This window comes from Algibacter sp. 2305UL17-15, assembly GCF_040720935.1.
GTDB lineage: Bacteria > Bacteroidota > Bacteroidia > Flavobacteriales > Flavobacteriaceae > Jejuia.
Map to the genome: position 1 here is coordinate 78,928 of NZ_JBFDAE010000004.1, position 13,924 is coordinate 92,851.

Annotated in this window: 9 protein-coding genes; all 9 read right to left on the reverse strand. The window is 32.9% G+C overall.

The features are described 5' to 3' along the window. Positions 1 to 166: 166 nt before the first annotated feature. Positions 167 to 2,356 carry a CRTAC1 family protein gene (locus ABXQ82_RS05545; RefSeq protein ID WP_367056098.1) on the reverse strand — a complete coding sequence of 730 codons (2,190 nt, stop codon included), beginning with the start codon at positions 2,354 to 2,356 and terminating at the stop codon, positions 167 to 169. A gap of 72 nt (positions 2,357 to 2,428) precedes the next feature. Then, complete coding sequence (locus tag ABXQ82_RS05550) at positions 2,429 to 3,283, reverse strand: T9SS type A sorting domain-containing protein (RefSeq protein ID WP_367056101.1); 855 nt, start codon at positions 3,281 to 3,283, stop codon at positions 2,429 to 2,431. 273 nt (positions 3,284 to 3,556) lie between these two features. Then, positions 3,557 to 6,889 carry a VCBS repeat-containing protein gene (locus ABXQ82_RS05555; RefSeq protein ID WP_367056104.1) on the reverse strand — a complete coding sequence of 1,111 codons (3,333 nt, stop codon included), beginning with the start codon at positions 6,887 to 6,889 and terminating at the stop codon, positions 3,557 to 3,559. Between the two features lie 167 nt (positions 6,890 to 7,056). Next, on the reverse strand, positions 7,057 to 8,784 hold the full coding sequence (locus tag ABXQ82_RS05560) for a T9SS type A sorting domain-containing protein (RefSeq protein ID WP_367056107.1): 1,728 nt from the start codon (positions 8,782 to 8,784) through the stop codon (positions 7,057 to 7,059). 137 nt (positions 8,785 to 8,921) lie between these two features. Then, positions 8,922 to 9,644 (reverse strand): response regulator, encoded by a 723-nt coding sequence (locus tag ABXQ82_RS05565; RefSeq protein ID WP_367056110.1) that lies wholly within the window; start codon positions 9,642 to 9,644, stop codon positions 8,922 to 8,924. A 352-nt stretch (positions 9,645 to 9,996) separates the two neighbouring features. Then, the gene (locus ABXQ82_RS05570; protein WP_367056113.1) at positions 9,997 to 11,232 is read right to left on the reverse strand and encodes a hypothetical protein; all 1,236 of its coding nucleotides are present in this window, start codon (positions 11,230 to 11,232) and stop codon (positions 9,997 to 9,999) included. A 207-nt stretch (positions 11,233 to 11,439) separates the two neighbouring features. Continuing rightward, entirely contained in the window at positions 11,440 to 12,183 is a 744-nt protein-coding gene (locus tag ABXQ82_RS05575) for a succinate dehydrogenase/fumarate reductase iron-sulfur subunit (protein ID WP_367056116.1), read from the reverse strand. 13 nt (positions 12,184 to 12,196) lie between these two features. Beyond that, positions 12,197 to 12,640 carry a hypothetical protein gene (locus ABXQ82_RS05580; protein WP_367056119.1) on the reverse strand — a complete coding sequence of 148 codons (444 nt, stop codon included), beginning with the start codon at positions 12,638 to 12,640 and terminating at the stop codon, positions 12,197 to 12,199. After that, positions 12,637 to 13,890 carry an AAA family ATPase gene (locus ABXQ82_RS05585; protein ID WP_367056122.1) on the reverse strand — a complete coding sequence of 418 codons (1,254 nt, stop codon included), beginning with the start codon at positions 13,888 to 13,890 and terminating at the stop codon, positions 12,637 to 12,639. The genes ABXQ82_RS05580 and ABXQ82_RS05585 overlap by 4 nt, the downstream gene beginning before the upstream one ends. Between the last annotated feature and the right edge of the window lie 34 nt (positions 13,891 to 13,924).

Below are 13,924 nucleotides of genomic sequence, written 5' to 3' on the forward strand. Positions count from 1 at the left end.
AATATTTTTATTTATTTCAAATATATGAATTATAAATACTAATGATTAGTATTTGGTTTTTTATGAAGTTAAAGGAAAAAACAACGAATGAATTTGTGGTTTTTTGAAATTTTCTAGTTTTTAACTTGACACAACATCTATATACTACTAATGCCATAAAATTTCGTTAATGGTGATGTTTCGCTTCAAAACGAAACGATTGATAATCTATAGATTGTTTGCTATTTGAACCTTCAATAATTAGAATTTTTTGATTGGGACTAATATCATTAAATATTTGAATTTCGTTGTTGGTCCAGTAAACTTTAAGCGTTTTAATATTAGTTGCTTTACCTAAACCAATTTCTTGTTGTAAAGGCGAAGCTCCAAAAGTGCCACCTGAAGTGATGGTTCTATACAATTTTTGATTAGTGTTTAAAGTTAATTCTAACCTAGTTCCTATTGCACTTTTATTAGTTTTTAAACCTTCTAAGGCTATAACAATCCAGTTGTTTTTTGATATTGGGTTTTCATAAAGAATATTCATAAAACTATCACCTTCGTAAGCGCCACCCATAACTGCATAAATATCTTGGTCTCCATCTCTGTCAATATCTGCGAAAGCAATGCCATGTCCTTTTTGAATATGTCCAAAGTTGCCAGCCGAAGTGACTTCTTCAAATCGTTTGCCAGACACATTTTTAAACATCCTATTAGGAACAATGGTGCTAAAATCTGGCGCTCCAGTACCAACATAAAAATCGAGATAACCATCATTGTCGAGGTCACCAAAATTTGAACCCATAGCAAACATCGTTTTTGAAATACCAAATTTTTCAGCAGATTCTGTAAAAGTCTCATCACCATTATTTAAATAGAGTCTTGGTTTTTCTGAAGAAATGTCTATACCTTGAAGCTCTTTTGCATATTCTGAAGCTAAATTGTCATAATACCTAAGGTCATACCCACTCACAAAAATATCTTCATAACCATCATTGTTTACATCCCAAAACCAGCAAGGGAAACTGAAGAACGGGTCGCTTACTCCTGCAATCTTACTGATGTCACTAAATGTTCCTTTATCATTTCTAAACAACAAATTTTTACCTCCTAAAACGGATATGTATAAATCTAACCAGCCATCATTGTTTATATCTCCCCAAGTCACACCTTTTACGTAAGCGTTAATATTACCAAGACCATGTTGAGCAGCTATTTCAGTAAATGTTCCATCGCCATTATTACGAAATAATTCACAAGGATGTTCGTCATTTCTTGTACTCTCATTACCAATGAACAAATCAATATGTCCATCGTTATTAAAGTCTCCCCAACTTGCTGTTTGTGTTGGATGATGCGATATCAGTTTGGAAGTATATGTGACATCTTGAAACGTGCCATCTCCATTATTTTTTAAAAGTGAATTGGGATGTGTTCCTGCTTCCTTTAACCAAGCTCCTCTTAATATTAAAATATCCTTGAAACCATCATTATTATAATCTGCCTGAATACAATTAAGACCACTTACAATCCCCGTAAGACCTGAACTCTCTGTTACATTGGAAAACCCACCATTTCCGTTGTTTAAATACAACTGTACATTGTCTTGCATCCCATAAGATGTCGTAAAAATGTCGAGGAATCCATCGTTGTTAAAATCATCTATACATGTACCACCTGATAAACCATCTTGAGCCAACCCAACATCCATAGCAATATTTTTAAATGCAGGAAAATCTTCTTGTTCGGTTTTGCTTGGTATATCTAACTTGTATTTGGAAGGTGTATTATTTGGGTAATTGCCCAACGTCATATAAGCCACATTAAGTAGCCATTTGTATTTAGGACTTGGAAACTTATCTTGCAATAAACTATATATTTCAATAGCATTTTGAGAACCATTTTTTAATTGGTGTACGCCCTCTTCTTTTAGAGGAATTATACACGATTGCGCTGAATGATTGTTTTGGCAATTTTCCTGTTCTCCCAATCTTAACCAAGCTAAAGCCAATAACTCGAACATTGCTTTATTGTTTTCATTAAGGATGTCTTGATAAGTTCCATTTTGTTGATTAAAATAACCACTAAGTTCATCGATACACGTTTGACTATTACCAGCATATAAGGATTGTTTACAATAGTCAAACCAAGTGTTTATTTGCTGCTGCGGACTACCAACATTAATTTGGCTTAACAGTAATTCTGCTTCTTTTTTGTTCCAATGATAATAGTCTTTAGGTTGGCCATTATCTACCAAAGCTTTTAATTCTTTAACAATTTGAGATGTGTCATCATTGTTTTGTTTATTTTCAGGCAAATGCTCTGTCTTTTTACAGCCAAAAACAAGAACACAAACAATAAGTGTATATTTTTTCAAAACAGTATTTAATATAAAAAAGGTTGTCTTTAATTCTAGACAACCTTTGGTATTCATTTTATTTAAATATAATTATTTTATTAGAAACTTCTTTTTGATGCTTCTATAATTAGCATTAATAGACATAATATATATACCAGAAGATAAATTACTAACATTTACTTTTTGTGATTGACTATTGTCGTTATCTAAATCAATGGCCTTTACTTTTTTACCAGAAAGACTATAGATTTCTATGTTTTGAACCATAGCTTGGCTCGGGTTTAAAATGGTTATAGACTCATTGCTTTCATCATTTAATAATGTAAATCTCAAATCTGCAAAACTTGGATTCCCAATACCTAAAGTAGATGGATCTATCCATGTTACTTCTACACCTGTACTATCTGTAGCAAAAGTATTGCAAGTAGCAACAGTTGTATTATCAGTTTGGCATGTACCAACATTTGGCCCACTATAAAAAGGTTCTTGGACAATTGAACCTGGCGCAGGATCTATAAAAGCATATACAGATCCTGTATATGTTGCAGTAAATTCAAGTTCTGGAAACTTATTACCAGGCGCAGAATCATCATTAAATGCAATTATTGCTCCTGTTGAGTTTGCAAAACCAACTGTTCCAGAATTATCGAAAACTGTTAGTATAGGATCGAAACAAACTTGAGGATTAGGATTGTCTGGGTAAGCAGCTGCCACTACAGCTTCAGAATTAACTAATGAGATTTTATACGTTTCACCAGCTATGACTTCTATTTCGTGATAATCACCACCCCAAGTAGAACCGTTGGATACGGTCTCACCAGCAGCAGAAGGTGTTAAATTCGGCCGTTCAAAATTCGGAAAGTTATCACTTGGTGAAGGACATTGCGCAATAGCTAGGCAACTATTAATAAGGATTAGTACAAAAAAAAGTAATTTTTGTTTCATGATTTGGGTTTTTAATTATGAACTCATCTTGACGTTTTCTGTTCCCTAAAAAATGGATTAAATTTGCTTATATTTCAGCTATTTTCTTAGGCGTAGCGATGCTATGACTTTCAAAAATAGTCTCATCTAAACAAATTTCTCCTCATTTTCGGTCAAAACCAAAAATTCAAGATGAGTTCAATTCAATATACTCGTCAAAAGTACATATTTTACCGATAAAAAGCTTAAAATATGTTAAAATGTTCTTAAATGCTCTAAAACTGTTCTGAACGTTTATTTTTTTAATGTCATTAATTTTAGAGGTGCATTATTTTGCCCTAATAAAATGATTGGTGTATCATTTTTACCCATTATTAAGACCATATCTTTAACATCGCCCTCAGCAAAGAGTGTATGCAGTTTTTCTTCAATATTAAAACTGCCTTTTCCATTTCCGAGAAGTACTAAACCATAAGAGGCATCATGTCGTGCAGTTTCAATTTCTGCACTATGCATGTTGCCAGCGGTGATTAAGTCTAAATTTCCATCCTTATTGATGTCTATAGCTATTGTTTTGTTAATTGGCGAAAATTGAGCATAATTGGGTAAAGCTCTTATTTTAAACTTATTATTGCCTCTATTTTCTATGTAAGACGACGCAAACCAATTGGCTTTCCTATAGAATGCATCTTCTAATGCCTCTCCATAAACGTCTTTAACTGATGAATTACCAAAAACATCATAGGTTGGTATTTTGGAAGATAAGCTTGGTACTTGTTGCGTAGAACAACTCTTCCCCCTTAATGGATAGGCAATATTATTTTCGTAATATCCTAAAACAATATCATGTGTTCCATTATTATCCATGTCCTTAGCATATACTTCTAAAGGGCCATCATCTGTTTGGTATTTAGAATTTAAGCCTAAGTTTCCTGCGATAAAATCTAGGTCTCCATCGTTATCAAAATCACCACTTGTAATCGAGTACCACCAGCCCGTTTTATGTTGCAATGTTGTTTGGGTGTATTTATTTGAAAGCTTTCCGTTGTCATTCTCAAAAATGGTTATTGGCATCCATTCGCCAGTAATAACAAGGTCGCTGTCGCTATCGTTGTCGTAGTCTGCCCAAATAGCGTCTGTTACCATACCGATATTCTGAAGCTCTGGTGCTAAATCCATTGTTTTATCTACTAAAATTCCATTATTGTTGACGAGCAATGTCGATTTAGGCGTTAATGGATATTTGCCCGGAACAACCCTTGAGCCTACAAATAAATCGGTATCGCCATCCTTATCAAAATCAAAAGGAACAACACAAGAACCGCTATTGGTTAATTTGGGAATACTGTTTGCGCTGTATGTGAAATTGCCTTTACCATCATTTAAGTATAATCTATCTTGGTAGTTTTTTGAATTTTCCTCCCATTCATTACTACCACTAGCGACGTATAAATCCAAGAAACCATCATTGTTAACATCAATAAATGCGCTTCCCATATCTTCTTGCAATTTATGGGATTTCCACGGTTGGCTCTTAGATTCGATGAATCTTCCGGTAGTTGTCTGTATGTACAACACTCCAGATTGACCAGATGCTCCTCCGATAAAAAAATCATCTAACCCGTCATTATTAACATCAGCTTTACTTATAAATGGACCGTTTTGAGAATAGCGCTGCGGAAGTAATACCTCTCTATCATAATCTTCGTAAAATTGTTCATGATGTTTAAAACGTACACCTGCTTTTTCTGTAACATCTGTAAAAGAAAAACCAAGCACTATCTCATTGTCTTTACTTTTTTGATTTTCACTTGCATTCTGATCTATTTCTACGATTTGATTTGCTTTTACTTTATTAAGTGTGGTGTGTTTCCCGTTTATCCATGCGACATTTATTTCATCAATTTCTCTAACTTCACCTAATCCAAAATGTAATACAGGTTCAGAAGACGATAAGAAACCGCGTGTAGGTTGCATTTCGGAAAATTGAATCCCTTTTTTAGTTTTAATGGTCACCTTTGCGCCAATGGCATTTGTATTTTTACCTGCTCCTGTTAATTTTACTTTTATGTAGTTGGCTGTAGCTACCTTATTTTCAAATACCATTGAAGTATCTTCTAGGTTGTTAATAACCAAATCTAAATCGCCATCATTATCCAAGTCGCCATATGCAGCACCATTGGTGTAACCTTTGTATTTAAACTTCCATTTAGCATTACGCTTTTTAAAGTTTAAATCTCCCATGTTCTTGTAAACATAATTATCCACAGGTTCAGAAGGTATTTTTTCCGCTAAGGTTTTATGGTTTTCCTGTATGTAATCTCTAGTATATTTACTGAGTTCTTTTGTGAAATCATTATTTCTCAAATCACGTTTTATACCATTGGTTATATATACATCTTTCCAACCATCATTATCCAAATCGCAAAATAATGGCGACCAAGACCAATCGGTATTAGATATGCCTGAGAGTTCTGCTATTTCACTAAATTTTCCTTGTCCTCTATTGAGTTGAAGCATATTCTGCATGTATTGTAAATGTCTTCCCAGTTGATAATTGGTATAAAATGCTTGAATGTTCATGCCTTGCATGTTCGTCTTTTTACGTCTATTGTCTTCTGCCATCATATCTACAACAATCAAATCATTTAAGCCATCATTATTAATATCGCCAGCATCACTACCCATTGAGAATTGAGAAATATGTTTCATTGACGTATGGACGTTATCCGTAAACGTGCCATCCTTGTTGTTTATATATAAATTGTCTGGTTCGGAATAATCGTTGGCTACATAGATATCTGTCCAACCATCATTGTTATAGTCAGCAACGGAAACACTTAATCCGAAAGCGTAATTTCTAATACCAGCTTCATTAGTTACTTCTGTAAACGTATTATTACCGTTATTTTGGAATAACTTATCGGTTTCGAAATCTTTAGGGTTTTTAGCCTTTTCTAATCGCGTGGTAATATAATCTCCAAATCCTAGCGGATGGTTTAGGGTATATAAATCTAAATCGCCATCATTATCATAGTCGAAAAAAGCAGCATGATTTGTGTGTGCCGAATCATCAATACCGTAGGTTTTAGCAGATTCAGTAAAGGTTAAGTCCTTATTATTGATATATAACAAATTTTTGCGCTCACTGGGACTGCTTTTTTCGCTTCCAGACATGGAAACGTATATATCTAACCATCCGTCAGCGTTTATATCTACCATCGTTACTCCAGTTGTCCAGCTTTTAGCGCCAGAAACTTTTGCTTTTTTTGTGATGTCTTTAAATTTTAAATCGCCTTCATTTAAATACAATGCATTATCGACTTGGTTTCCGGTAAAGAATATATCGGACAAACCATCATTGTTAATATCGCCAATAGCAACACCACCACCATTATAGATATTGAAGAAGTTAAAACAGTTCATGTCTTGCGTTTCTTCGACTATGGTGTTTTTGAAATCAATTCCTGATTGCTCTTTGGATAGCAGATTAAACGCTTTTATCTCGTTTATTTGTGCTGTTTCTTTTTTGTCAGAGCTGTCTTTACAACTACTGCTAAAAATGATACAGATAAAACCGATTAAGTACAAATGACGCATTTTGAGTTTTGTCTGATGTATTTTCATTGTTTTCAATATTATATTGCGATAAGATGTTTGATATTATAAAAGGCTTTTTTGTCGATTCAAAAATACTGTTCTTTTATTAATCCTTTATTTATTGTAATTTTTATGTTTTAATAAAAAAAGCCCCTTAAAATTAATTAAGAGGCATATTCATTGCAAACTATCAATTAATCCCTAATTAATCTTTTAACTACCTTATTACCTGAATCTAATGTAATTTCTATTAGGTAAATTCCAGTCTTTAATTTGCTTACATTAAAACTGTTTTTAGCAGTTTCAAAAACCTTTTTCCCAGTAACATCAAAAACAGAAACATGTTTAATATTATGTGATATGGTAACGATGGTTGATGTTGGGTTTGGGTATAATTTCACATCTGCTGCTAATGTATGTTTGTTAACCCCTAGGGTGTTGTTTACAGCATTAACCATAGCTTGCACTTCTGCTGCTGTTGCAGGAGCAGAAAATGCATTAGGATTATTAGCGATATAATCTTGGTACAAACTTTCGTCCTCCATTACAATTCCCGTAATTGCTGGTATAATAGCTTCTAGCTCAATACTAGTAACATCTGAACTGCCATTGTCTGCATCTTGCCCTATTTCTAGTAACACCATTTGTGATGCATTTACCGCAGTAACCATTGTCTGTACTTCTGCTTCTGTTGCAGGCGAGCTAAAATTACCGTTATTGCCATCAATATAGGCTTGGTAAGCCCCTTCGTTGGCTTCTATAGCACCTGAAACCGTTGCTAAGTCGTTTAGTTCTGTAGCTGTGGCATTGGTAGAAGTGGCTGCGACATCTTCTTCGTCTATACCAATTAAGGCTAAAATGTCTCTAGCTGGAGTTGTGCTCACACCTTCAAACCATGCAAAATGTCCTGGATTGAAAGAACCTAAAATTGCATCTAAAATACCATCACTATTAACATCTCCAAAAGATATATTAGCAAATTGGCCAAAGTCAAAAGTTGCTAAATCGCCGCCTAAATTTTGGTAGGTATAAGAGCCATAATCTGGTGCTGCAGCTGTACCAATATTTTCAACCCAGTGCACGACACCTGTATCTGTTCCCATAATTAAATCAAAATCACCATCGTTATCTACATCTTGAAAATTTGGAATAGTTACTAAATTATCGCCATGTGGCCAATTACGATCAAGAATTCCAGTTCCTGTATTCATGTCCCAAGGATTTTCTAAATGATATTTTCGCTCAAACGATGCCAGTGCCTTGGTTCCTATGTTTCTCATGTAAGATAAAGAATCGCTCCCCATACCTACAATATCGTAGTCATCATCATCATCTAAATCAACAAATGTTATACTTGGAAAGTTTGAAATGTTTTGATTAAGAATACCAGGTAGTGTTGAAGCTACAAAATTTGGAACGGTCACTGTACCTGTATTTTCGTAAAAGTGAATATCATTAAAATTGTTTGAATTTTCATCATTTTTAGTCATCAAAAATAAATCAAAATCATTATCATTATCAATATCTACAAAAGCTGGTTTAGTTTCATTATTACCTCCTGGAGCTATTGCAACAGCATCTAACGTTGGTAAAGCTGTTTGCACCCAATTTGGAGCAGTAGGAGTTCCTATATTCTCATAATAATACAATTTTCCAGCTGCATCTTGTGCTCCAGAAACCATGTCTAAGTCGCTATCACCATCGAGGTCTACTAATACTGGAGCACTTAACCGTCCAGTAGCGGTTGGCAAAACTGCAGTATCTAAACCCGCTGGATTAGGTCCTGGAGCAGTAAGTGGCGCCATAACTGCACCAGAATTTTGATGTATACCTCTAAATTCGAAGGTGTCTGGAAAAGTTTGTGCTGTTACTGTCATACTCAGTAAAAACAAAATTGAGGTTAAAATGTAGATTCGTTTCATAATAAATTTGTTTGGATTTTAAATTCTAAAAAGCAAACATACATCGATGAAATGCAAAAAACAACGATAAAGTTCTAAACGAAGCTATATTGTTCTGAAAGAACTTATATATGTTGTAAATTAAATACTAGTACCCTTTAAAGTAAATTAATGAGATTTAAGATAGCCTCCCGATAGGTTTTACCAATTGGTATTTCGGTGTCGTTTATATGAAGCGAAGTAGGGTTTATTTTTTGTAGATAGCGTGTATTAACAATAAACCCACGGTGTACACGTACAAAATTTGCACTTAGTTTATTTATAATATCGTTTAAACTAACACGAACAACGTGTGTGCTTTTATCCTTTAAAACAATTTCGGCATAAACATGGGCGCTCTGTACATATAATATATCATCAAATAAAATTTTAGTAAAGCATCCCTTATCTTTAACAAATAAAGCATCTTTAATGATGACTTCTAAATTATCAACCCCTCCCGTTTTTTTTGAAAAATTGTAAAGAGCCACTTCTATAGAAGAGAAGAGTTCTTCTTTTGAAAACGGTTTTACCAAAAACGCATTGGGCAATACTTTTTTTGCTTCGTTTATCGTAGCTAGGTCTGAATTTGATGTTAAAAATATAAAAGGAAATTTATAATCTCTATTTATTTTTTTTGCTAAATCTATACCAGTCTTTTTACCAGATAGCTGAATATCTAAAATAGCAATATCTGGATAATTATTTTCTATTACATCAATAGCTTCGGTATAATTAATAGCTGGTTCTAGTGCTTCATAACCTAAGTCATTTAATGAATCACAGATATTATCAGCAATTATAATTTCATCTTCAACAACTAAAATTTTAACCTTGTCCATACTATTTAAGTTATTGCTCACTAAGTTAAAAAGTAATAAGTTTAGGGCAACTGTTTATTTGAGTAAAATGTTCTGAACATATACTTTTTTGTTCTGAAAGTAGAAAAATCATAAAACATGCTGTAATCAATTAATTTTCAAACAACTTTAATGGCAACCCAAACACGCCAGTTGCCTACCAAATGCTGGAAGGTTTGCAACCGGGTAAAAACTTTACTTGGACTTTACTGGCACAAAAAAAACTCACTAAATTCCTCGATTTAAACCTCAGCTATTTTGGCAGAAAAACGGAAACCAGTAACACGATACATACTGGAACTGTGCAGTTGAAGGCTTATTTTTAATACCCTATTTAATTAACTCTTCTGAATTGTTTTTGAATTGACGCACCAGAGATTTTTTCCAGCTCCTTTACACTTTCTTTATAAAATGCTGTGCTTGGCGGTAAATTTAATTTTCGCCAAAAAGATGGTGTATATGTTATGTCAATGTCGCCTATATCCTCTTTATGAAACTTATAAATAGAACGGTCGTATTTCTTAGGAATCAACTTCTTTACGCCTAGAACAAAAACCTCATGCTTATAGGATTCTGTTACATAGTATTTATTGGTTTTTAATATTCTTTTTTGTTCAGGGGATAATTCTGCTTTAGAAGTTCTTGTTCTGTTATGGTAACTTAGGTGCAATTTACCGTTTTCATCTTTTCTATAAATAAAAACCGAGTTTAAATGCGCCTTTTCTATTTTGTAAACTCCAAAGGTTTTTGTGCCAATGTAATATCTAATATACTTACTATTACTATCTTTTTGCCATCCTTCAACGATTACAATATCCTCCCCGTCATAAGATGAATTGCCTTTAAATCTCCAATCGTAATCGTCAAAATTCACACCTTCTCTAAGTGGGTCTTTTTTGGCAACTTGATTTACTGGATGCCCAATCATTTTTTTCTTGATGAGTCTATGGTCTTGGGATTTTCGTCCTGATTGGATTTTAGAACCCTTGTAGTTTCCATTTAAAGGGCCTTTATCCAAGACACTCATACAATGTTCCACTAAGAACCTTGCCTTATTATTTTCCACAGAAAAACGACGGTAAAGCATACTTAATTCATGAGGCGTATTGATTGTGTTTTTTACAATACTTGCATAAGCCATCTCTACATAATCTTTTGCCGACTTTTCACTCGTTTCGATATGATGCTTTACGACTTCGGTCTTGGCTACTTTAGACCTGTTAATCTTCTTAATGGTATTAACCTTGTTTTTTTGTGGAATATCACCTCCAATAACAATGGCCTTGTCATTTAAATCTAGGTAATCTTGAATTGTAAGCTTTCGTGTTGGATGCCCGAAACTAGAAATTTCTATAATATCTTTTAAGTCGAAATTAATATCCGCGAGTGATAAGGAAAATTTACCTTCCTCAGTAGTTGAAGTTACTAGATATAATTTAGGAACACTAACAGATGCATATTGAATTGGTTGCTGATTATTATCTACAACCATACCTTTTAGGTCTAGGTTCTTCTGGGAGAACACCGCCAAACAGGAATTTAAAACTAGGAGGATAAGGAGCTTTTTCATTTTATTAGTAATAAGTACAGGAACTACTTCTTACAAATAAACAAAATTATAACGACATATTACTTATTTTATCGATAAAACGCATAGCTTTAATAAGTTATACACTAGTACTTTTGATGAAAATATACCTTTTTACGTAATTTTTATAACTAAAAAACCCATACCAACGCATTGATATGGGTAATATATTATCTAAAAATAAGAACGCTACTTAATAGCAGCCTTTATTAACTCCCTATTCATTCGGGCAATATTATCTAGAGAAATACCTTTTGGACATTCTACTTCACATGCTCCTGTATTGGTACAGTTACCAAAACCTTCTAAATCCATTTGCGCAACCATGTTTTTAACACGGTCTGCAGCTTCTACTTGTCCTTGGGGCAATAATGCATATTGTGATACTTTTGCACCAACAAATAACATTGCAGAAGAGTTTTTACAAGTTGCCACACAAGCTCCACAGCCAATACAAGTTGCTGCATCCATAGCTTCATCTGCTGCATGTTTCGAAATAGGAAGTGCATTAGCATCTTGAGTGTTTCCTGAAGTATTTACAGATATGTAACCCCCTGCATGCTGAATACGTTCAAACGCCATTCTATCAACAATCAAATCCTTTATTACAGGAAATGCCGCAGCTCTAAATGGTTCAATTGTAATGGTATCTCCATCGTTAAACATGCGCATGTGTAACTGACATGTTGTAATACCTCTATCTGGCCCATGTGCTTCACCATTTATGTATAAAGAACACATACCACAAATACCTTCTCGACAATCGTGGTCAAACGCTACAGGCTCTTCACCAGAGTTGACCAATTGCTCGTTCAAAACATCCAACATTTCTAAAAAAGACATATGCTCCGAAATATCAGTTACTTTATAATCGACCATTTGACCCTTTGCATTTGAGTCTTTTTGTCTCCAAATTTTTAATGTAAGATTCATAATTTAGTTGTTTTCAAATTATCTCTGTGTATTCATTTTGTTTGATAACAAAACCTTCTACACTTCCTATTTTTTTAATTAAATCTTTATATTCTTTAGTCTGTTTAGCAATTTTAGGTTTTGAAAATCTTGTAACAATTAGTCTTCCTTTTTTAGCTTTAACACCAAAACATTTTTCAGTTTCATTAAAAGTTGTTAATATTTGCTTTATACCCCTTATAACATCAGAACCTTTTAATTCTATATAATAAATTGAGTCTTCGGTTTCCATACCATAATCACATTTAGTATCATTTTGTTTATCTTCATAAACACAATTTTCAAAATCTATTATTGAATACTCAAATTGTGATTTATTAGCTATTAAATATTTACTCTTTCCTCCCTTTTTATCAACTAAAGTTTTTTTAGGATTGTTTAATTTTTGTTTGCAATCTTCAATTTTGGTGCAAATCATTCTTTAATTTCTTTTTCGATTGCTATTTCAATCTCTAACAATTCATCAAATTCTTTATTTATAACTTCTGAAACACTATCTAAATCATCCAAATTAATAATACAATCTTCAATATTTACCATATTGCTAGCATGACCATCCTTTAAATAATAAACAGAAATATCATTTACATCAATCCATGATTTTTTAGAAATAATTTTATCTACTTGTTTTTCATACTTCCCATGTTCGGCCGTACCTATTTTATGTGCGTAAATTAAATTACTTAATGTTGTTAAAATATATGGGCTATGCGTAGGCAGAAGAAACTGGTTGTTAAATTGATATATAGATTCTGTAAAAAACTCGACTAATTTTTTTTGAGTTTTTGGATATAAGTTAAGTTCAGGTTCTTCAACAATTATAGTTCTTCCTCTATTGATTTTTAAATCGTTGTTAAATTTGACAGCCAGGTAAATTGGGATAGTTGATTGAAAACCACTTGCCCCTTTGTGTAAATAATGGAAATCTTTTTCGCCTGATCTCTTTATTTTGCTCAGTCCATTTTCATTTCTTAAAATAATATTGAGAGGTTTTATATCTACATCAATATTATAGCCTCTAACTATTTTATTAATTTTCGCTAATTCGTCTAATATTGCATCTGACAGTAATGAATCTTTACCCACAGATAATGATTGAAAGCCTCTTTCCACAGGAATAAATAGAGGGTTATTCATTACTTTTTTTACATTAAGCCTGAAAAAATTTTCATTTGGACTCCATTCAAATAAACCGAACTCAAATGTTTTTTCCTCATTAGAAATCTCATCATTTTTTAAATTCTGAAGTTGAATTAATAACTCTGTAAATTCTTGTGTTCTTGAAATTATTCTAGTTTCTGTTTGATAGTACTGTTTCTTATAATCATCTATTCCAGAAACACTTTCAAATTCAGTAATTAACTTATTTCTAAATTCAAATTTGTATAACTTATTTTCGTAAAAAATATAAGAATCATCTTGTAAATAATCATCAATTCCCCAATCAATTAAACCTTTAAGAAATTCATTATTGTTATTAAACGTTTTTTGTTTATCATTATCCACAGAATAATTAACAATGTATGAAAAATATCTACATACACTCAAAACCTTGGCAACAGTACTTTTTCCTGTAGCTTGCTCACCAATAAGTACGTTTATTTTTCCTAAATCTAAATCAACAGATTTAATAGGACCAAAGTTTTTTATGATTAATTTTTCTTTCAATGCAAAATTAGAATTAGTCTTTCCTCTTTATTCT